Source organism: Dialister sp. CAG:357 (assembly GCF_000435155.1).
Classification (GTDB): domain Bacteria; phylum Bacillota; class Negativicutes; order Veillonellales; family Dialisteraceae; genus Dialister; species Dialister hominis.
The window spans coordinates 20,643-40,715 of record NZ_FR896447.1; the positions used below are offsets into that span (position 1 = coordinate 20,643).

The 20,073-nt window shown below is 49.1% G+C and carries 20 protein-coding genes; 13 read left to right on the forward strand and 7 right to left on the reverse strand.

Translation table 11 applies throughout. The features are described 5' to 3' along the window. The first annotated feature begins 28 nt into the window (after positions 1-28). Entirely contained in the window at positions 29-619 is a 591-nt protein-coding gene (locus M3200_RS06975) for a hypothetical protein (RefSeq protein ID WP_143332316.1), read from the forward strand. A gap of 29 nt (positions 620-648) precedes the next feature. Here M3200_RS06975 and M3200_RS06980 read toward each other — a convergent pair whose 3' ends face one another. Continuing rightward, positions 649-918, reverse strand: a complete 270-nt coding sequence (locus tag M3200_RS06980; protein WP_022382819.1) for a hypothetical protein — start codon at positions 916-918, stop codon at positions 649-651. 90 nt (positions 919-1,008) lie between these two features. Between M3200_RS06980 and M3200_RS06985 the strand changes: the two genes are divergently transcribed. From M3200_RS06985 to M3200_RS07000, 4 genes are all read left to right on the forward strand, one after another. Continuing rightward, positions 1,009-1,995, forward strand: a complete 987-nt coding sequence (locus tag M3200_RS06985) for a hypothetical protein (RefSeq protein ID WP_022382820.1) — start codon at positions 1,009-1,011, stop codon at positions 1,993-1,995. A 46-nt stretch (positions 1,996-2,041) separates the two neighbouring features. Beyond that, positions 2,042-2,602: a hypothetical protein gene (locus tag M3200_RS06990; protein ID WP_022382821.1), complete on the forward strand. Its 561-nt coding sequence runs from the start codon at positions 2,042-2,044 to the stop codon at positions 2,600-2,602. A 118-nt stretch (positions 2,603-2,720) separates the two neighbouring features. After that, a complete protein-coding gene (locus M3200_RS06995) occupies positions 2,721-3,659 on the forward strand; it encodes a glycosyltransferase family 2 protein (protein WP_022382822.1) in 939 nt (312 codons plus the stop codon). 38 nt (positions 3,660-3,697) lie between these two features. Further along, positions 3,698-4,108 (forward strand): GtrA family protein, encoded by a 411-nt coding sequence (locus M3200_RS07000; RefSeq protein ID WP_022382823.1) that lies wholly within the window; start codon positions 3,698-3,700, stop codon positions 4,106-4,108. 51 nt (positions 4,109-4,159) lie between these two features. Here M3200_RS07000 and M3200_RS07005 read toward each other — a convergent pair whose 3' ends face one another. The 4 genes from M3200_RS07005 to M3200_RS07020 are packed head-to-tail and all read right to left on the reverse strand — an operon-like array spanning position 4,160 to position 8,847. Beyond that, positions 4,160-4,846: a uracil-DNA glycosylase gene (locus M3200_RS07005; protein ID WP_022382824.1), complete on the reverse strand. Its 687-nt coding sequence runs from the start codon at positions 4,844-4,846 to the stop codon at positions 4,160-4,162. A 46-nt stretch (positions 4,847-4,892) separates the two neighbouring features. After that, on the reverse strand, positions 4,893-6,602 hold the full coding sequence (locus M3200_RS07010) for an ArnT family glycosyltransferase (RefSeq protein ID WP_022382825.1): 1,710 nt from the start codon (positions 6,600-6,602) through the stop codon (positions 4,893-4,895). Between the two features lie 33 nt (positions 6,603-6,635). Then, the gene (locus tag M3200_RS07015; RefSeq protein WP_022382826.1) at positions 6,636-8,246 is read right to left on the reverse strand and encodes an ArnT family glycosyltransferase; all 1,611 of its coding nucleotides are present in this window, start codon (positions 8,244-8,246) and stop codon (positions 6,636-6,638) included. Next, positions 8,233-8,847, reverse strand: coding sequence for a DedA family protein (locus M3200_RS07020; RefSeq protein ID WP_022382827.1), 615 nt, complete (start codon positions 8,845-8,847; stop codon positions 8,233-8,235). Before M3200_RS07020 ends, M3200_RS07015 begins: the two co-directional genes overlap by 14 nt. A gap of 537 nt (positions 8,848-9,384) precedes the next feature. On the opposite strand from M3200_RS07020, the gene M3200_RS07025 reads away from it, so the two are divergent. The 7 genes from M3200_RS07025 to sufU all read left to right on the forward strand — a co-directional run bounded on the left by M3200_RS07025 (position 9,385) and on the right by sufU (position 15,994). Continuing rightward, positions 9,385-10,185, forward strand: coding sequence for a basic amino acid ABC transporter substrate-binding protein (locus tag M3200_RS07025; RefSeq protein ID WP_022382828.1), 801 nt, complete (start codon positions 9,385-9,387; stop codon positions 10,183-10,185). 193 nt (positions 10,186-10,378) lie between these two features. Further along, positions 10,379-10,600, forward strand: a complete 222-nt coding sequence (locus M3200_RS07030; RefSeq protein ID WP_022382829.1) for a hypothetical protein — start codon at positions 10,379-10,381, stop codon at positions 10,598-10,600. A 497-nt stretch (positions 10,601-11,097) separates the two neighbouring features. After that, a complete protein-coding gene (gene sufC, locus M3200_RS07035) occupies positions 11,098-11,841 on the forward strand; it encodes a Fe-S cluster assembly ATPase SufC (protein WP_022382830.1) in 744 nt (247 codons plus the stop codon). Positions 11,842-11,843: 2 nt separating this feature from the next. Then, entirely contained in the window at positions 11,844-13,256 is a 1,413-nt protein-coding gene (gene sufB, locus M3200_RS07040; RefSeq protein WP_022382831.1) for a Fe-S cluster assembly protein SufB, read from the forward strand. A 10-nt stretch (positions 13,257-13,266) separates the two neighbouring features. Beyond that, entirely contained in the window at positions 13,267-14,313 is a 1,047-nt protein-coding gene (locus tag M3200_RS07045; RefSeq protein WP_022382832.1) for a SufB/SufD family protein, read from the forward strand. Beyond that, the gene (locus M3200_RS07050) at positions 14,310-15,542 is read left to right on the forward strand and encodes an aminotransferase class V-fold PLP-dependent enzyme (protein ID WP_022382833.1); all 1,233 of its coding nucleotides are present in this window, start codon (positions 14,310-14,312) and stop codon (positions 15,540-15,542) included. The genes M3200_RS07045 and M3200_RS07050 overlap by 4 nt, the downstream gene beginning before the upstream one ends. Beyond that, a complete protein-coding gene (gene sufU / locus M3200_RS07055) occupies positions 15,542-15,994 on the forward strand; it encodes a Fe-S cluster assembly sulfur transfer protein SufU (protein ID WP_022382834.1) in 453 nt (150 codons plus the stop codon). Before M3200_RS07050 ends, sufU begins: the two co-directional genes overlap by 1 nt. Positions 15,995-16,102: 108 nt before the next feature. On the opposite strand, the gene M3200_RS07060 is transcribed toward sufU, so the two are convergent. Together M3200_RS07060 and M3200_RS07065 are read right to left on the reverse strand one after the other, a co-directional pair. Further along, on the reverse strand, positions 16,103-16,438 hold the full coding sequence (locus M3200_RS07060; protein WP_022382835.1) for a hypothetical protein: 336 nt from the start codon (positions 16,436-16,438) through the stop codon (positions 16,103-16,105). A 569-nt stretch (positions 16,439-17,007) separates the two neighbouring features. Beyond that, positions 17,008-17,385 (reverse strand): winged helix-turn-helix transcriptional regulator, encoded by a 378-nt coding sequence (locus M3200_RS07065; protein ID WP_022382836.1) that lies wholly within the window; start codon positions 17,383-17,385, stop codon positions 17,008-17,010. Between the two features lie 118 nt (positions 17,386-17,503). Between M3200_RS07065 and M3200_RS07070 the strand changes: the two genes are divergently transcribed. After that, complete coding sequence (locus tag M3200_RS07070) at positions 17,504-20,026, forward strand: excinuclease ABC subunit UvrA (RefSeq protein WP_022382837.1); 2,523 nt, start codon at positions 17,504-17,506, stop codon at positions 20,024-20,026. The last annotated feature ends 47 nt before the right edge of the window (positions 20,027-20,073 follow it).

Genomic DNA, 20,073 nt, shown 5'->3' on the forward strand with positions numbered 1-20,073 from the left:
GATGCCGCCTTTTTTTACGGAGGAAATCATGGAAATGGATTGGAGAGAAGAAACGCTGGAAAGCCTTCTTGCTTACTTTAATAAAAATCCGAAGGGGACGCCATGGGCAGATATCGCCGTTTATTATCCGGCAGGCGAAGTGCTTTCTGCTATCCTGAAGAAGGCAGCCATGATTTCTGAAAAATCGGGACTGTCTGTGTTTCTTGCGCCGGCAGGCGATGACAGGCCCTACTACCTTCGGGAAGTTTTCCGCTGCAGGTCAGCTTTGTGGATTGTCCGGTCTGAAGAAGAATGCGGGAAGACAGCCCTCTTTTCATCCCGGATGGGAAGGGACGGTGTTTCCCTCTATGGACGGGATGACGGCGGCATTTCTCTTTCGGGAACCAATCTTCTCTCTTTTGCAAGAAAGGGAGACACGGGTTCCACGGTCTTCTCAGCGGATGATCTTGCATTTCCAAAACGCAGCAGAGACGAGGAATTTTCCCAAGCGGAAAAAGATGAAGGGATAGAAAAAGAGCAGGTGCTTTTATATGCATCTCTCATCCTTTTTGCAGGCGGAAAGGCAGGTACGCTTCTTGGCGCGGCAGACCTTGCCCGCCATTATTATATGGGACACTAAAAAAGGACCGTTTCCGGTCCTTTTGGAATTCAGTCTTTAAAATATTTTCTTGCCAGGCGCCACGAGAACATCAGCGATTTCTGCAGGAGGAAGAAGTAGACAGCCTTCTTCGGATGCGTCAGAAAATAAATAGTCCCGATCGGCTGCAGCGGTCTCCACAGATCCTTTTCTGTCAATTCCTTGGAGTCAGCCGTGACGAGTTCGTGCTTTTTATCATTTTTCTTCTTCAATGCGCGTGTGACGAGAGCTGTAATGATCGTCATCGCAATCGCTTTTTTTGAGCTTTCAGATTTTCCCATGGGAATCACCTCTTTTATTAATCATAGCAAAATGAAATGGGAAGTTCAATTGGGAATCGGAAAGCCTGGCCAGAAAGAAAGGAGGACCTTATGAAACAGCTCATGAGCTACTATGTCATGGATGATGATACAGATGAAAAGATCAGGGAGATGACAGATAATCTTGGCCTTGACGGGATAGAGAGTCTTGTGTACGGAACAAAATCAAGAGATCTTCCCGGGAAAGAATCGACTATCGGATGCCACCTTAATTACTGGCCTGACTGGATGAATTTCTGGCTGGGAAAAAGGGAACTCTTCGAGGAGGAATTTCCGACAAGGGATTTCCTGATTTCCTACTATGGGGGAGAAACACCGGAAGAGTGGCTGGAAACAATCCGGGGAAATCTAAGAGCGGCCGCCAGGGAAGAGCCCAAATACGTCGTCTGGCACGTGGCTGACTGTATGGCAAGAGAGGCATGGACAGGAAAATTCCATTACACGGACAAGGAAGTCCTTTTCGAAACGGCAAGAATCTACAGTCTTGTCAAAAATGCGCTTCCGTCCAATGTCACCGTCCTTTTTGAAAATATCTTTTGGCCGGGGCTCAATGCACTTTCTCCGGAAAATGTGGATTATTTCTTCTCTCTTCTGGGCGGCGGAAATGTTGGACTCCTGCTTGATACAGGCCATCTGATGAATACGAATCCCGATATCAGGGATGAAAAGGATGGTGCAGATTATGTGACGAAGGTAATCAAGAATCTGGGATCCATGAAGGATCTGATTCTTGGCATGCATCTTTCCTGCTCGATTTCAGGAGAGTACAGGAAAAGGGCGGCTGGGAATATTCCTGCGGAAATCACGCCTGAAGTCATCAGCCGCCATATTTCATCCATCGACCGGCATGAACCTTTCAGGACAGAAGCAGCCGCACGGATCGTGGAAGCGGCCGAGCCTTCCTATGTGACGCACGAGCTCTTTGGCAAGGGCCCCGGAATCCCGGAAGAAGAAATCAAAATACAGATGAATGCCATGAAAAAGGGTTATAATTCCTGCAATCGTTTTTCGTTATTTGTTGCATATCGGGAAAAGTAGTATAATGGGCGGAAACGGGGTATTGCCCGGGAAGAGGGATCTTACTATGAACAAAACGAAAATGGCATGGGCATCGGCCGCACTGGCACTGGCTTTATTGCTGCCAGCGGCAGGCGTCAAAGCCTATAGCAGCGAAAATGTCTCACTGCCAAGCCCGATTGTGGAATATGCATCATACAATAAGCTTCGCAAGGCAGTCGGTTTTGAACCGCTCTTCCTGCCGCGTATTGCAGGATACAAGACGGAACATTTCCTTTTCATAGGAGAGGGACTGGCAGATGTCCGTTACAGCGGCAATCTTGGCGAACAGCTGACAATCCGTTCTTCCCGTCTGACAGGAGAGAATCCGGATACAGATATCAGTGGCGTCTATACAGGAAAGTGGAAGGATATCGAAATAGGCTCGACGGTTGTTTCCGTGGCAAAACTTTCGGATAAATCTTTTGCCGCTCACTGGATTGAAGGCGGCTACGCTTTTTCCTTCATGGGAGAAAATATGAAAGAGAAGGATTTCGAATCCCTTCTTTCAGGATACTTCATCGATGTGACAGAACACGTCTTTGGAACGGATGATGCTTCTTCCATCCACCATGATATGCCGTTCTAGCTTTCAGGAAACGGGCGCCCCTGCGGGCGTCTTTTCTGTTTGCAGGATAGTTTCCGCTGAAAAAAGCAGGCAAATGATGTAAAATAGAGGACAGCGTATAAATATCGGAGGATAATCGATGGACCGCATAGCTGTGCTCATTCCGTGCTGGAACGAAGCTTTGACAATCAGGAAAGTCGTGACGGATTTCAAAAGGGAGCTCCCGGAAGCCGTCATTTATGTGTATGACAACAATTCAACGGATGATACAGCTGCCATTGCCAGAGAGGCAGGAGCCGTCGTCAGAAAGGAATACCGCCAGGGCAAGGGAAACGTCATCCGTTCCATGTTTCGTGATATCGATGCAGAATGCTACATCATGACGGACGGGGATGATACATATCCCGCAGAATGCGCCCGCGAAATGGCGGATATGGTTCTTTCGGGGCAGGCGGATATGGTCGTAGGCGACCGCCTTTCCTCCAGTTACTTTGAAGAAAACAAGCGGCCCTTCCATAATTCAGGAAATGTGGTCGTCCGCCGCTTCATCAATATGTTCTGGGGCAAAAACAGCCATGACATCAAGGACGTCATGACCGGCTATCGTGCTTTTTCCACCATGTTTGTCAAGACATTTCCTATCCTTTCCAAAGGATTTGAAATTGAAACGGAAATGACGATTCATGCGCTGGACAAGAACCTTCTCATCCGGAACCTTCCCGTATCATACCGGGACAGGCCCGAAGGGAGCGTCAGCAAGCTCCACACCTTCCGCGACGGGACCAGGGTTCTCCGCACGATTTTCCTTCTTTACAAGGATTACAGGCCGCTCCGTTTCTTCACGATGGCATCGCTCATCCTTGCTCTGATTGCCCTTCTTCTTTTCATCCCCGTATTCCATGAATACGTAATGACGGGACTTGTGCCCAAGCTTCCGACGCTTGTCACATCCGGATTCTTCATGGTATCTGCCGTCGTGGCGCTTGGGATAGGCCTTGTCCTTGATACGGAAGTGAAGAACAGCAGGAAAAATCTTGAGATCCAGATGAATATCATCCAGATGATGCTGAAGAAGTAAGTCATCCCATTGGGAAATAATAAAAATCCAGGAGCATTATGATTAAGAAACTGATATTGAAATACTTTCCATCTGAAGAACGATTCTGGGAAGTTTTCCGTTTTCTCCTCGTCGGAGGCGGATGCTTCGTACTCGAATACGTCCTTCTTTACACACTGACAGAGTATGGCGGCCTTCCTCCGCTGTATTCAGCGCCGATCGCCTTCACGGTCTCGCTCATATTGAACTACTTCCTCTGCGTCAGCTTTGTCTTCCATGCCGAGCATCAGAGCCGCTCGCAGGTCGTCCTCTTCGTCGTGACATCCCTTATGGGACTTGGCATCAATCAGGTGACCATGTGGATTTTCATCGACCTTGTCGGTATCTGGTACATGTTTGCCAAAGTCATCGCTTCGGCCATCGTCATGATCTGGAACTACTTCACCAAACGCTTCATTCTGCACCATTGATAATGATCAGGAAATGAAAAACCTCTCTCCGCGATTGGAGGGAGGTTCTTTTTATTTCCTGAAGAAATCGGCAAGCTGGTTCCTGAAAATGTTGGCGCCGCCATTTGCCGGGTGGCGTAGTCCCTTGACGGAGAAGCCTGCATCCAGGAGCGTGTTCTCGCTCTTCTTTCCAATGGCAAGAAGGGGAAGGGACCCGGTGAGGGAAAGGAGCTCTTTTGTGTAGGAGAGCCCGATGGCAAGTTCATCATCTGTCGGCGTCCTGTTGGAAAGAAGGTCGTCTTTCTTATGAGGATGGAAAGGATAGATGTTCCATAAGATGAATTCATCAGCGGAAAGGCCGGCATCGAGGCATGCTTTCCATACGACGGAATCGGTCGGCTCATTGAAGCCTTTTTCCTTCTGCGTGGGTTTTGCAATCATGGGAGAATCTTTCCTGCTTGTCCGCTTTCCCTCTTTCCCGAGGATCATGAGGCTGTTTACTGCGGGATGCTCGTTTAGTATCATGCGCTCGCATGTCATGGCAATCCCTGTGAAGTGTCCGCCCTGATAACCGCATGCCTCAGCGATCAGAAAAAGCTTTGCCTTCCCAACGCGGCGGGAAAGGTAGTCGTGAAGCTGCTCTTTCCTTATGGATGGCGCATTTTCCACTTCATAGCGAAGGTCCGTATCTTTCCAGGGATTAAAGGTGAGCGCTCCCTCGTAGGAAGCAAGGCTCTTAATGAATGCATCGATAGTCATGGCAGTTCCTTTCGTCTAAAAGAAAAGCCGGCATAAGCCGGCTTTATCAGTTTTCTTCAGCCGGGGAGAGTGGCGCTGTTTCGCCCGCTGCTTCCGGTTCATCATTTAAATGGTAAAGTGTTCCTCTTGGAAGATCCTTATCCTTTGTGAAATCATCTTTCATCGGCCATTCCTTGAAGTACTTCATATCGCTCTTGGAAACAAAGAGATAGACAGACTTGCCGGAGTCTTTGTATTCCTTGGCAAAGTCTTCATCAGACTCGGACGGCATGACATACTTTTCATTCCAAAGAGCGCTTCTCTTTTCTTCGTCAGGAAGAGAAGGAACAAGGCGGATGCCTGTTTCTCCGGTATAGTACGTATAGCCGGCCGGATAGGAATGGAAGAAGTAATGGATGCCTGGTGCATCATGGATATCATTGGCCGAGTCCATGATGGAACGCGACGGAAGGTAGTTGGGAAGTCCTTCCATGATGATGAAGAGGTAAGCCGAAGCAGTAACGGCGGAAATGACTGTCAGACGGCGGCCGCTGCTCTTTTTCCAGCGGAGGATGAGTTCCCATACGGCGTAAAGGATGACAGCGTAGAAAAGAAGCCAGCTTCCTTCCTTGATGTAAATGGTACCTGCCACAAGAGCGGCAATCAGGAAGAAGAAACCACCGTAAGCGCAGAGGCTCGATGCTTTTTCCCCTTCACGCACGAGGAGCGCGCACATGGCGGAAAGAATAATGGCAGGAACGATGGAAATGTAAGTGTAGGTCACATACTTTGTCGCCATAAGGGTGTAGAAAAGGATTGTGCCGATCATCCAGACCATGAGAAAACGGTAGAACGGGGTCTTTTCTTTCCACTGCCTGACGGCTTCATAAATTGTCATGCCGGTCCAGGGAAGGAGAGCGGCCGGGAAGATGACAAGGTAGTAGTACCAGTGATTGTCTTCCGGATGCTCGGAAACCGTAGCTCTTGCTATGTTGTGCAGGCCGAGGAACTGGGAAACGAAGTCGCTTCCATGAATGGCATACATGCCGCCGTACCAGGGAAGGACGACGACAAGGAAAGCAAGGATGCCCGTGATGGGGAAGAGGGAAAGAATCTTCTTCGGCTCTTTCATGGAAAGGCACCAGAGAACAAGAAGGATGCCTGGAAGGACAAGCCCGACAGGGCCTTTAGTGAGGCAGGCAAAGCCAGCAGCGGCATAAGCAATGATCAGATGCTTCCTGCTTCCTTCCATGACGCCGATGTAAGCGGAAAGAAGGGTCGGAATCGTAAAGAGAAGAAGGATGCTGTCCGTGATGATGGCATGGGAGATGATCCAGAATTCAAAGGAAAGCGCCAGCATGAGCCCTGCCCAGATGGCTGCAATATTGTCCTTCAGGATTCTTCTTACGTACCAGGTAAGAAGCGTGACGGAAAGCGCCCCGCAAAAGGCAGAGGGGAGCCTTGCCGCGAGATCGGTGAAGCCCAGGATGGAATAGCTGATGGAAAGCAGCCAGTAAACCATGATAGGCTTGTCATACCAGTAAATGCCATAAATCTGCGGGGACATCCAGTTGCCTGACATGACCATTTCCTTAGCCGTCAGCGCATAATTGGATTCGACGGGATCGGTAATGGGGAGGGCCCAAGATCCCCAGAGCAGGAATGCAAAGGCAAGGATGAAGATGAATCCCAGGGATTTCTCTGTCACATGGGAAGTAGAGAACGCTTCCTGCCTTGCTTTTTCCTTCTTTTCTTTTTTCTGTCGTTTCGTGCTCAAAATGGATTCCTCCCTGAATGAAGTGAAATGTGATTACTTCTGCAAAGAACCTTCGCCATTTCCTTTGCGGAAGAGGTAAGCCGTATCTTTTTCCCAAATGAGTGTGAGGTCCTTCTTCTCCTCATCCGGCCAGTTCTTGTAAAGCTTTTTCTGAATCAGTATGTATGCCTGATCCGGCAGGCGGGCAGGTTCTTCAAGGCCCGGAAGCAGGACGCCGTTTTCCTTGTTCTTTTCATCGACCTGCTGCTTCCTCTTGTCGAAGTCAGGAAGCACTTTTCCGTACAGATCCTCATAGAAAGCAAAGGACGGACGGTAGAAAGGATCGATATAAAGAGGGACATCGGGGTCGAGTGATTCAGCAACTGTCTTTTCCGCAATGGCTCTTGATGTGAAAAGATCGGAGACCGGTTTTTCAAAAGCGCCCCAGACGGAAAGGACGAAGACGAGAATCAAAGCAGCCTGCGTCATGAAGAAGGCATGGAACCTTCCTTTTGCGAGGCGGCTTGCCGAGAAGAAGGCAGCAAGGACCATGAGCCCTGCGATAGCGTAGTGGACGATGGGTCCGCCTTCCGGAGAAAAGGGGACAAAAGCGACGGCGCCGGTCGTAATCAGTGCAAAGACGACATGGCAGATGATGAAGGCTTTGGAAATGTGCCCTGTCTCTTCAATCCGCGCAAGATAAGCGGAAGAAAGAATGGCAAGCGGCGGGAACATCGGAAGGATGTAGGAGAAGAGCTGCGTGGAAGATACGGAGAAGAAAAGGAAAATGAAAAGCGCCCATACGATGAAGTAGAGCATGACCTTGTCTTTTCTCCATTCACGGAAGCTCTTCAAAAGCCCCGGAAGCGTTCCGCTCCATGGATAGAAGCCTGCCAGCACGACGACGATGTAGAGCCAGTAATGGTTCTGCCCTGCGTGCTCAGGAGCCACGAAGCGCGTGATATTATGGTAGCCCAGAAATGTATCGATGAAAGCATCTCCGTGGAGCATGCCCATTTCAATGTACCAGGGAAGTCCGACGAGGCAGGCAAGCGGGATGCCCCAGTACCATTTAAGTCCCATGATGTGCTTAATGTCAAACTGGCGCGAAAAAATGAGCCAGAGACCGACAATCAGGGCCGGGAATCCGAATCCAACAGGCCCCTTCGTCAAAAGTGCAAGGCCGCACGCGATATACGCAGCTGCGTATTCTTTTCTCAGGAATGACATGAGCGCAACAGTCAGTGTGAGGCAGAGGAGCATGTCCGTGACCGAGCTTCTGGCAAGGACGATGATTTCAAGCGATGTGGCACAGATGAAGCCTGCGCGAAGCGCAGCCCTTTCTCCTAAGAAGCGGCGGGAGGAGAGGAAGAGGTAGCAGGGCGTCAGCGCGCCTAAAAGGACGGAAGGAAGTCTGGCGGCCCAGGTAGAGACGCCGAAAATCGAGAAGGAAATAGCTTCCAGCCAATAGAAAAGCGGCGGTTTGTCATACCAAAACTCGCCGTAGATGCGCGGGGATATCCAGTCTCCTGTCGCCAGCATCTCCTTGGCCGTTTCGCCATAAACGGGTTCATCCGGGTCCAGAAGCGGAATCAGTCCGGAAAATGTGCCGTAAAGAAAAAGGCAGAAAAGGAAAAGGAGGATGCAGTTTCTATATGTTTTCATGGGTATCTTTGCTTGCTTTCTGTTTTCGCTTTGAATATAAATGGAATCCAAGGGCGACCGCAATGGAAATGACGACGCAGACGAGTGCGATTTCCAGCTTGTAGTCCAGGATTTTCTGCCAGTTGTGGCCGAGGACGGATCCTGCGTATACGAGGAAAATCGTCCAGGGAACCGTTCCCAGAATCGTAAGGCCGATGAATTCAGGCATCGGATACTGGGCAATTCCGGCAGGAAGAGAAATGAACGTGCGGACGCCCGGAAGAAGGCGGCCTGTGAAAATGGCGATTCCGCCGTATATTTCAAACCAGTCTTTGGCAGCAATCATTTTTCTTGCAGTAAGGCCGCCTTTGGCCGTATGTTTCAATATGAGTCCGCGTCCGCCTTTGTAGCCCATGTAGTAGGAAGCGACGGAACCAGCAATGCCGGCAGCCGTCCCGATGGCAATGGTAGGCCAGAACGAGAAAATTTCCTGAGAAACAAGAAAACCGGCAAAGCCCAGAATGATTTCACTGGGAATCGGAACATTCATGTTTTCAAGAGCCATACAGATGAAGAGAGCGAGGTATCCCCAGTCATAGAGGAAGTTGATGATGATGTCCATAGAAGTCCTTTGTGTATAAACGACGCGGCGGGGAGGAAGCAGAAATATCTTGAAGAATCCCCTGCCTAAAGAGTAAGGTAAAAACTTATACAATACATAAACAATATCTAAATTCTCTAAAATTTTTTGCCTTGCATAGTCTTCAGAGTATTTGCACTTTCAAATATAACATGACAGCGGGTAGGGGTCAACGAAAACGTGAATCTGCCGGGCAAAAAGGCGGTGAGAAGAGGGAGAATTCTTCCCTGCAGCCGAGTATTCATTTTATTCAAAGGCGGTTTTTTCACTCTCCTATTTTCACTCTCCTATATATAATGAAATATTATATATGCAGTCATATACAGAATAATCAGTATTTTTATTGACAGGAATGTATAAAGTTGATAGAATATGCATTAAGTTATGTATGGAAAAGGATATTCCAGCCGGATGGGGTGGAGAAATACACCGGACGGAGAGCTTTTCTGTATCTGCAATGAATTTTCATGCAGATTCCTTTTATTCATTTGTAAGTTGTCATTTGTGGAGATGAAACATATGCTGGGCAAAAAGTTAAAAATTCTGTTGGCTGTCGGAGCTGCTTCCGCAGTTATGCTTGCTGCAGGATGCGGCGGCGGAGATTCCAAATCGAGTTCTGCTTCAGGAAAAGGCGGCATTCCTGCTGTTATCCGTGTCGGCTCTGAAACAACATTCCCTCCGTTCGAATTTACAGAGGATGATAAATATGTAGGCTTCGATCTTGATCTGGCTGACGCCATCATTAAACAGATGGGCAGCAAGATGGAATTCAAGAGCATGGGCTTTGATGCACTGATTCCGGCTGTCCAGTCCGGACAGATCGACATGATCGCTGCCGGCCTTGATGCTACACCGGAAAGAGCTAAGCAGGTCGCTTTTTCTGACGTATACTTCAAGGATAACGGCTACTGCATCGTTGTAAGAAAAGACAATACCACGATCAACGACTGGGCTGATCTTGCAGGAAAGAATGTAGGCGCTCAGGTAGGCACCTACCAGGTCAAACTGGCTCAGGAAGCCAAGGCTGCTGAAGTCAAGCAGCTCGATTCCAATTCCCAGGCATGGATGGAACTGCAGGCTAATACGCTTGACGCTGTCGTCATCGATCAGCCGGTTGCCATGTACTACCTGAAACAGGGCGCAGGCAAGGACCTGAAGAATGTTGGAACACAGAAAGACGGTTCCGGAATGGTATTCGCATTCAAGAAAGACAACAAGCAGCTTCAGGAAGGCGTCAACAAAGCGCTGAAGGAACTGAAAGCAAACGGCACATACGACAAGATTTATGAAAAATGGTTCGGAAAGCCGGCTTCTAAATAATTACAAAGATAATGATGAAAAGAGGGCAGGAACACCTGCTCTTTTTTCTTTGCATACAGTTTAGGGACGCTGTTCATCTTTTCTTTAAGCATTGTTTAAGTCTTGCCTATATACATGCTGGATGACGATGGTATAATAAGAACAGTGGTGAATGATCACCGCCGGGTATATTCCAGAGAAAGGAGATGCTGCATTGAAGTCCAAAATTTTGGCCGCTTTAGCAGGTATCCTTGTTCTTGCAGGAGGTTATACCGTCTGGGCAGAGACCTATGGTCCTTATTGCTACGGACCTGGCGCTTACAGTTCAGAGGTGCAGTCTTCTCAGGATCAGAGTCAGTACCCCTGCGGTCCTTACGGCCCTAACGGGAACGGCAGAAGAAATTTCTGCGGCGGTCCCTATTACAACAGAGGATAAATAATCATCCGCGCTCTATGGAGGCGGATGGCCGGTGTCCTTCGGCAGGACAAGCGGTACAAATATGTCTGGGAAACAGACAAAGTCGGAATGATTGGCTGTGACAGCTTTCGGCAAGCGGCGTGCCTGCGGGCCCCGCGTGCCAGATGCGGTCAGGGGAGGAAGCAATTCTTCTTCCCGTGAACGGAAATTGAAAACTGCAAGCAGACGCTCTCCATGTATAGGGCGCGGGTTTGCGGTTTTATTTTGCCTTTTTGGGGATGGTATCCCCTTGTGATATACTATATGTAGTATGCGTTTTTTGGATTTGTTCTTGTTAAATCCATATATAAGGAAGAAAAAGCAGAAAAAGCCCGAAATCAGGAACAAGAGAGCTGGAAAACAAATCGAAAAAATTTCATATATTTACAGCTACACGTAAATAATATAAAATGGAATAAGATTTTGATTGTATACATTCTCTGACGTATACAGATTACAATATATGAGGTGATAGAATGACCGAATTACTCCGCGTGGAAAATCTTCACGTTTCAGTAGGCAAGAAAGAACTCCTTCATGGAATCAACCTGACTGTAAACAAGGGAGAAGTCCATGTGATTATGGGCATCAACGGCGCCGGCAAGTCGACGCTCCTTCATGCCATCATGGGGAACCCTGTTTATACAATTACTGAAGGCCGCATTTTCTTTGAAGGACAGGATATTACAGAACTGTCTGTCGATAAGAGAGCCAAGCTCGGCATTTTCCTTTCTTTCCAGAATCCGATTTCCGTTGCCGGCATTACGACTGAAAACTTCATTCGTACAGCCAAGACGACGATTTCCGGAAAGCAGCAGAGACTCTTCCCTTTCAAGCGTCTCATGAAATCCAGAATGGAAGATCTGGCTATGGATCCGTCCTATGCAGAACGTTACCTGAATGACGGCTTCTCCGGCGGCGAAAGAAAGAAGAGTGAAATTCTTCAGATGCGCATCCTGGATCCGAAGCTGGCTATGCTTGATGAAACAGACTCCGGTCTGGACGTCGATGCTGTCCGCATCGTTTCCCGCAACATTTCCGAATACCACAATGAAAATAATTCACTTCTGATCATTACCCATCTGAACCAGATCCTGAAGTTCATCACACCGGAATTTGTCCACGTCCTCATCGACGGCAAGATCGTCAAGGAAGGCGGTCTGGAACTGGTGGACGAAATCGAGACCAATGGCTTTGACGCATACCGCAGCGAGGTGTGATCATGGCTGAAGAAAAGAAGAAGAGCCAGGTCGATGACATCAATCGAAGCATCTACGACATCAAGGACAAGGTGGAGTACTCCTACAAGGCTGACAACGGTCTGACTGAAGAAGTCATCCGTGAAATTTCTGCCAAGAAGGAAGAACCGGAATGGATGCTTGAAAAGCGCCTGCAGGCTCTTGAAATATACAATCATATGGACTTCCCGGAATGGGCTCCGGATATCTCCGAGCTCGATATGGATCATATCGACACCTACATCCGCCCGAAGACGGATATGAAGGCGAAATGGGAAGACCTGCCGCAGAATATCAGGGACACATTCGATCGTCTCGGCATTCCTGAAGCAGAAAAGAAATCTCTTGCCGGCGTCGGAGCGCAGTATGACTCTGAAGTCGTTTATCATAATATCCAGAAGGAACTGGAAGAACAGGGCGTCATTTACGTTGACTTCGAAACCGCTGTCAAGGAATACCCTGATCTGATCAAACCGTATTTCGGAAAGCTCATCACTCCGAATTACCATAAATTTGCTGCACTGCACTATGCTGTGTGGTCCGGCGGCTCTTTCGTTTACGTTCCAAAGGGCGTTCACGTACGCATGCCGCTGCAGAGTTATTTCCGCCTCAATGCGCCTGGTGCGGGACAGTTCGAACATACTCTGATCATCATTGAAGAAGGCGCTGACTGCCATTTCATCGAAGGCTGCTCGGCTCCAAGATACAACGTGGCAAACCTTCATGCCGGAGCCGTCGAGCTCTACGTCAAGAAGGGGGCAACGCTGCGCTACAGCACGATTGAAAACTGGTCGAAGAACATGTACAACCTGAATACCAAGAAGTCCATCATTGAAGAAGACGGACACATGATCTGGGTATCCGGTTCCTTCGGCTCCCATACATCCTGCCTCTATCCGGATACCATCCTCAAGGGCGATCATTCCACCTGTGATTTCACAGGCATCACGTTTGCCGGCAAGGGTCAGTTCCTCGATACTGGTTCCAAGGTGGAAGCACTTGGAAAAGGCACTTCCATCAATATCAACTCCAAATCCATTTCCAAAGCAGGCGGCACTGCAATTTACCGCGGCGTCGTTTACATCGGACCGGAAGCAAAGGGAACAAAGGGCACTATCAGCTGTGAATCCCTGATGCTGGATAATGAATCCAGATCCGACACGATCCCGGACATCATCATTGAAAATGATGACATCGATCTTGGCCATGAAGCTAAGATCGGCCGTATCCCGGATGATGATATTTACTACCTCATGAGCCGCGGCCTTTCTGAAGAAGACGCGAAAGCCATGCTCGTCCGCGGATTTGCCGAACCGATTTCAAAGGAACTTCCTTTGGAATATGCTGTAGAAATGAACCGCCTCATCGATCTTGAATTCGAAGGCGCTATAGGATAAGGAGGACCATATGGAAGAAATCAGGGTCAACCGACTGCCGCTTCTTACGTACCGGTACCTTCATACCAACGATACCCCGATGCAGTTCGAGGCGCCCGAGAAATCAGGCGAACCGGTCTTCTCCGATATAATATATGTCAAAGAAGGGGGAGAGCTTCCGGAAGACTTCAACGGGGCATCCAAAGAAACCGTAAAAGCGGCCGCAGACGGCAGACGTTACACCATCACCGTTCCGGCTCATGCTGAAACATCACTCACGATTACGCTCAAGGCAGATGAAGCTCATCCTGACTTTGCAGGCCAGTTCGTATTCTATCTCGGCGAGGAAGCCAAGCTTTCCCTCGTATGGAGAATCGAAGGCGAAGCACCGTCCGATACCTGCCTCATTGCTGCGTATTATGATCTGAAGGAAGGCGCAAACCTCAGCGTTTCCCGTATGGAAAAAGGCCTGACGCATGCGACTATCTATGACCAGAGACATACACACCTTGCCAGAAAGGCAAAGGCCGTATTCCTGGCTGCCGAACTTGGCGGACAGAATGTCATCGTCCACAGCTACGGCAAACTGGAGGGCGACAAGTCCACGATGCAGGAAAAGGCTGTTTATGCAGCAAGAGGCGACCAGCACCTCGACTTCTTCTGCCACATCGACCATATCGGCAAAAAGACGAATGCCAAGATCGATATCAAGGGCGCACTGGCCGATACAGCCAAGAAGATTTTCAGAGGCACATTGAATTTCAAGAAGGGATGCAGCGGATCTGTCGGCGATGAAGGCGACTATGCCATCCAGCTCGATCCCCATACCAAGAATATTTCCCTGCCGCTTCTGCTCTGCACCGAAGACGACGTTGTGGGGAATCACGCATCCAGCGCAGGACAGCTCGATGCCAATACGATTTACTTCCTCATGACACGCGGCTTCTCGCTTGAAGAGGCAAGAAGAATCGTTGTGGAAGCGCTGATCCGTCCGATCATCGACAGCATGGACAGCTCGCTGCATGATGAAGTGATTGAAGAAGTCAGAAGGAAACTGGATTCCAAGGAGATAAAATGAACTTAGACTTAATCAGAAAAGATTTCCCGATACTGGAAACCCAGGTCAACGGTCATCAGATCGTATACTTTGACAACGGTGCGACCACTCAGAGGCCGCTTCCTGTCGTCAATGCTGTTGTGGACTATGTCACTCACCAGAATGGCAATCCGCACAGAGGCGCGCATATTTTCGCTATCTCTGCATCAGAAGCTTACGACACTTCCAAAGAGGTCGTCCGTGACTTCATCCATGCAAGAAGCGAAAAAGAAATCATTTATACCAGAAACACGACAGAATCCCTGAATCTCGTATCCCGCTCCTATGGCGAGACACACCTGAAGAAGGGCGACCATATCCTCATCACGATTGCGGAACATCATTCCAACCTCGTCACCTGGCAGAGAGCTGCCGAGAAGACAGGCGCTGTCCTTGACTATATCTACATTGACAAGGAAACCGGCCATTTCCCGGAAGAAGAACTCAAGAAGATCGATGATCCGAGAGTGAAGATTCTGGCATTTGCCCAGGTATCCAATGTGCTCGGTGTTGAATTCGATCCGAAGCCGCTGATAAAGAGAGCGCATGCGCATGGCGCAGTCGTCGTCCTTGACGGCGCGCAGTCCACACCGCACAAGCAGATCGACGTGCAGGATCTTGACTGTGATTTCTTCGCTTTCTCCGGACACAAGATGTGCTCCATGGGCGGCATCGGCGTTCTCTATGCCAAGGAAGAACTCCTTGATGAAATGGAACCGTTCCTCATGGGCGGAGACATGATTGAAACCGTAGAAGAACAGACGACGACCTTTGCAGAACTTCCGGCCAAGTTTGAAGCAGGCACGCAGTACGTCGAAGGCGCTGTCGGACTCGTCGCAGCCATCAAGTACATTCAGGCAATCGGATATGATGATATCCGCGCACAGGAAAGAAAGCTCGTCACCAGATGTCTGGAAGGCATGAAGAAACTGCCGTTCATCCAGATCATAGGACCGAAGAACCCGGAAGAAAAAGAAGGCCTCATCGCTTTCGAAGTCGAAGGTGTTCATCCGCATGATGTAGCACAGATCATGTCTGCAGAAGGCATCTGCATCCGCACCGGGCATCACTGCGCAGAACCGCTGCATCATTACCTTGGTGTCAATGCATCCTGCCGCGCAAGCTTCTATTTCTACAACACGGAAGAAGAAGTCGACTACTTCCTCGATAAACTGAAGGACGTGCGTAAAGTCATGGGGTATGATGACTGATGGAACTGAAACAGCTGTATACAGATCTGATTCTGGAATACAATAAAGACAAGACAAACAAACGCAAGATCGAAAATCCGACCGTGCATGAACATGGACATAATCCAAGCTGCGGCGATGATATCGATATCGAAGTGAAAATCGAAGACGGCGTGATCAAGGATCTCGCCTATACAGGTACAGGCTGCGCCATCAGCCAGGCTTCCACAGCCATGATGGCAGAACTTCTTCAGGGAAGAACCGTTGAAGAAGGAATCCGCCTCTGCCGCCTTTTCCTCGATATGATCCGCGGCAAGGTGACTGATGATGAAAGCCTCGAAGAACTCGAAGCAGCCATCACACTGAAGGATATTTCTAAAATGCCTGTCAGAGTCAAGTGTGCAACTCTCGGGTGGCATACACTGGAAATGGCGCTCACACGCATTGAAAAACAGCTCTCCGAGCAGAAATAAGCATACTAAAAGCCCGCTCTCCCAAATGGAGGCGGGCTTTTTTCACTGCATTGCGAGCCGTGACTTTGCGGCGGCAAAGGAGCCTGAATCATGCCGCAGGTGCGCTGATTACAGGAAGCTGTGATTATCAGGAAGCATGAACTCACGGATCTTATTGAAAATGCCATTGTAGGCCATGGAAAGAGGGATAAGTGTGAGCATGACAAGCTTAGTCACCAGCATGGCGATCGAAGACGCAACCCCAATACGGATCGGAAGGAACAGACCAGGCGGCACAAAGAACGCAAGCGCGAAACCGGTCATGACAGCCCATAAGACAAGGATTCGTTTCTCGTGACGGAATCCTGCCAGAAACAGAAGAGCAAAAATCAGACCAGTAATTCCGGCCAGCGTAGAGTGGCCGAGGAATAAAAGAACGAGACTCAATACGGCGATAAGAGGCATGGCGAGCGCTCCTTTCCACGGAAAACAGTTGGGTGTTCTTATTTATTCTTCACAGGAAGGAATCACCTTCCGAGGCGGCATTGTTCCTCTCCGGCCGCGGACCGGAAAGGAAACGGGGCAAGGGAAGCGGAAGGGTGTTCTATAGAATACCTCCTTTCATGGAAGATCTATTTCATCCGCTGCAGATGAATCCATCCGTATCAATCCATCGAGCGGCTGATTATGATTTAAACACATCTTTCTATACTTTAATTATATCATAACAGGCATGAGATTGTGTTCAATAACTCGATTTAAAGTTAAGAATTCAAAGAGAATTTTATTTAAATTTTCATAGAAAATAAATGAACGTCAGTCAATTATTAATGAACCGAAGTCAATTATTAGATAAAAATAATATTTTTTAGATGATGTGAATAAAATGATATAAAAATAAGTTTAATATTTAAAATAAATAAATTTATGATGAGAACTAATAAGAGGCTGCTGAAATGAAGATGCTTTACCTGAGCGAATCATTATATAAAGAAAATCCCCTGCAGGTAAACAGATGCAGGGGTGATCAAATATTATATGGCATTTCCGTCGCTGTCGTAATGGAAGCCCCATTTCATGATTTCATAAAAAATGGGCTGAAGATCGTTTCCTTTTTCCGTGAGAGAGTACTCTACATGGGGCGGGATTTCATTGAATTGTTCCCTTTTGATGAGCCCGTCAGATTCCAGCTCGCGGAGAGCCTTCGTAAGGGATGCATTCGTGATTCCTTTGAGCATCCGTTTCAAAAGTCCGAATCTTGCCGTATCGTGGATACAGAGTTCATAAAGGATCTGGGCTTTCCACTTTCCCTGCAGCATCAGGAGGAGCGGCGTGACGGGACAGTGGCCGAGATCGGTCACGATTCCTTTTTTCACATTGACCAGGTATTCTTCGTATGTCATGTATTCCATAGAAATTCTCCTTTACGCGGCAGGCACATGCATTTTCTGTACTTGATTTAAATTTTGGATATAGTATATTTTTTATATAGTGAAATGTCAATTGCAGGGAAAATAAAGGATGGGAAATATGGAGAAACAGTATGAAAAAGCAGCGAATGCGCCATCAAGCATAGAGGTCAGAGGCGCCCGCGTCCATAACCTTAAAAATATCGACGTGGATATTCCCTTGGGAACGATTACGGGCATTGCAGGGGTTTCCGGTTCGGGCAAGTCATCTTTGGCGCTCGGCGTCCTCTATGCGGAAGGATCGGGAAGGTACCTGGAGGCGCTTTCCACTTATACGAGGAGACGCATGACGCAGGCAGCAAGAGCAGATGTGGATGAAGTGCTCTACATTCCGGCTGCTCTTGCGCTTCATCAGAGACCGGCGGTGCCGGGAATCCGCTCTACCTTTGGTACGGGAACGGAGCTTCTGAACGGGCTCCGCCTCATGTATTCAAGGCTGGCCAGCCACGAATGTCCCAACGGGCATTATGTCCTGCCTTCTTTGAATGTGGCAGCAGGGAAGGAACTTACCTGTCCCGTCTGCGGCGTTCATTTCCATGCGCCTTCAGCCGAAGAGCTTTCCTTTAACAGCCAGGGTGCCTGCCGCACATGCGGAGGTACGGGCATGGTGCACATGGTCGACCGCGCGTCTCTCATACCCGATGAAAATCTTTCCATTGACGACGGCGCCGTTGCTCCCTGGAAAACACTGATGTGGTCTCTTATGACAGACGTCTGCCGCGCAATGGGCGTCAGGACAGATATCCCGTTCAAGGACCTCACGGATGAAGAAAAGGAAATCGTCTATGATGGGCCGGCTGTCAAAAAGCATATCTTCTACAGGCCGAAGAACGGTTCCAATGAAGCAGGCGAACTCGACTTCACGTATTACAGTGCCGTCCATACCGTGGAAAATGCGCTGGCCAAAGTCAAGGATGACAAGGGCATGAAGCGCGTCAGCCGTTTCCTGAAAGAGGAAACATGTCCTGACTGCCAAGGGAGCCGGTTTTCAGAGACTGCCAGAAAGCCGAATCTTCGCGGGATTTCAATCGATGAAGCATGCCGCATGACCCTTGGTGAAATCACAGAATGGGTGAAGGGCGTTCCGGAGTCTCTTTCGGAAGAAATGCGTCCGATGGCTGAAAGCATCTGCGGATCATTTCTGAGGACAGCAAAAGGGCTGATGGATCTTGGCCTGTCCTATCTTTCGCTGGACAGGGCAGGAAGCACGCTCTCTACCGGCGAAAGGCAGAGAATGCAGCTGGCAAGAGCGGTCCGGAACAGGACGACCGGCGTCCTTTATGTCTTGGATGAACCGTCGATAGGACTTCATCCTTCGAATATCGAGGGGCTTTGCGGCGTCATGAAAGATCTCGTCAGCGACGGGAACTCCGTCGTCCTTGTCGATCATGACACGCAGATCCTGAAAGAAGCATCCTGGATTGTTGAAATGGGGCCTGATGCGGGAAGTGATGGAGGAAATGTCATTGCAGAGGGGACTGTCGAAGAAATCGGCAAAAATCCAAAGTCGAAAATAGGCCGTTTCCTTTCCGGAAATTATCCGCGCCGCGTATTTCCTGTTATTCCCAAGGAAGAAATCTTCAGCGAAGGATGCATCCGGATGAAAACGGGGCCGATCCATACAGTAAAGCCGCTTGACGCAGAAATCCCTAAGGGAAGGCTCACGGTCGTGACAGGTGTATCCGGCTCTGGAAAGACGACCATGGTGCTTGAAAGTCTTATCCCGGGACTTTTGGCAGCGCTTGCAGGCGAAAAACTCCCCGGCCATGTGCTTTCTATCGATCCTTCCGGCATAAAGAATGTCAAACTTATCGATTCTACGCCGATTGGCATCAATGTACGATCGACGGTTGCGACTTATGCGAATGTCCATGATGAGCTGAGAAAAATCTACGCCAGGAGCGAAGGTGCCAGGGAAAAGGGATTCAAAGCAGGAGATTTCTCTTACAATACGGGAAAACTCAGATGTCCAGTCTGTGACGGGACAGGCGTCATCAGCCTGGATGTACAGTTCCTGCCGGATGTGGAGATTCCCTGCCCGTCCTGCCATGGCTCGCGCTATGGGAAGGACGCAGAAGGCATCCGTCTTGTGAATAAAAAGGGAGAAGCAAGATCCCTTCCTGAACTGATGGACATGGATGTGAATCATGCGCTCGGATTCTGCCAGGACATGAAACTCGTCAAAAGAAGACTCGAGGTTTTGAGGGAACTGGGCCTCGGGTACCTGACACTGGGAGAAGAAACGCCGGGACTTTCCGGTGGGGAAGCGCAGAGGCTCAAGCTGGCAAGCGAAATGGGGCGCGCCCAGGAAGATACGATTTTCATTTTTGATGAACCGACCATCGGCCTCCATCCGCTCGATGTAAGGACACTCCTTTCTGTATTCCGCGCACTTGTCGACCACGGCGCGACGCTCATTGTCATCGAGCATGATCTTGACGTCATACGGAATGCCGATTACATCATCGACATGGGCCCGGGCGGCGGAGAAGAGGGCGGACGCATCATTGCCTGCGGTTCGCCGGAAGAAATTGCAGATTCCCCCAAGAGCATCACAGGGAAATACCTTCGCCCGCTGAAATAAATGCACGAAAAAAGGAGCCGCAGAATGACTGCCCATTCTGCGGCTCG

Coding starts and splice junctions, on each gene's coding strand:
- M3200_RS06975 (WP_143332316.1), top strand. CDS start 29: ATGGAAATGGATTGGAGAGAAGAAACGCTGGAAAGCCTTCTTGCTTAC.
- M3200_RS06980 (WP_022382819.1), bottom strand. CDS start 918: ATGGGAAAATCTGAAAGCTCAAAAAAAGCGATTGCGATGACGATCATT.
- M3200_RS06985 (WP_022382820.1), top strand. CDS start 1,009: ATGAAACAGCTCATGAGCTACTATGTCATGGATGATGATACAGATGAA.
- M3200_RS06990 (WP_022382821.1), top strand. CDS start 2,042: ATGAACAAAACGAAAATGGCATGGGCATCGGCCGCACTGGCACTGGCT.
- M3200_RS06995 (WP_022382822.1), top strand. CDS start 2,721: ATGGACCGCATAGCTGTGCTCATTCCGTGCTGGAACGAAGCTTTGACA.
- M3200_RS07000 (WP_022382823.1), top strand. CDS start 3,698: ATGATTAAGAAACTGATATTGAAATACTTTCCATCTGAAGAACGATTC.
- M3200_RS07005 (WP_022382824.1), bottom strand. CDS start 4,846: ATGACTATCGATGCATTCATTAAGAGCCTTGCTTCCTACGAGGGAGCG.
- M3200_RS07015 (WP_022382826.1), bottom strand. CDS start 8,246: ATGAAAACATATAGAAACTGCATCCTCCTTTTCCTTTTCTGCCTTTTT.
- M3200_RS07020 (WP_022382827.1), bottom strand. CDS start 8,847: ATGGACATCATCATCAACTTCCTCTATGACTGGGGATACCTCGCTCTC.
- M3200_RS07025 (WP_022382828.1), top strand. CDS start 9,385: ATGCTGGGCAAAAAGTTAAAAATTCTGTTGGCTGTCGGAGCTGCTTCC.
- sufC (WP_022382830.1), top strand. CDS start 11,098: ATGACCGAATTACTCCGCGTGGAAAATCTTCACGTTTCAGTAGGCAAG.
- sufB (WP_022382831.1), top strand. CDS start 11,844: ATGGCTGAAGAAAAGAAGAAGAGCCAGGTCGATGACATCAATCGAAGC.
- M3200_RS07045 (WP_022382832.1), top strand. CDS start 13,267: ATGGAAGAAATCAGGGTCAACCGACTGCCGCTTCTTACGTACCGGTAC.
- M3200_RS07050 (WP_022382833.1), top strand. CDS start 14,310: ATGAACTTAGACTTAATCAGAAAAGATTTCCCGATACTGGAAACCCAG.
- sufU (WP_022382834.1), top strand. CDS start 15,542: ATGGAACTGAAACAGCTGTATACAGATCTGATTCTGGAATACAATAAA.
- M3200_RS07060 (WP_022382835.1), bottom strand. CDS start 16,438: ATGCCTCTTATCGCCGTATTGAGTCTCGTTCTTTTATTCCTCGGCCAC.
- M3200_RS07065 (WP_022382836.1), bottom strand. CDS start 17,385: ATGGAATACATGACATACGAAGAATACCTGGTCAATGTGAAAAAAGGA.
- M3200_RS07070 (WP_022382837.1), top strand. CDS start 17,504: ATGGAGAAACAGTATGAAAAAGCAGCGAATGCGCCATCAAGCATAGAG.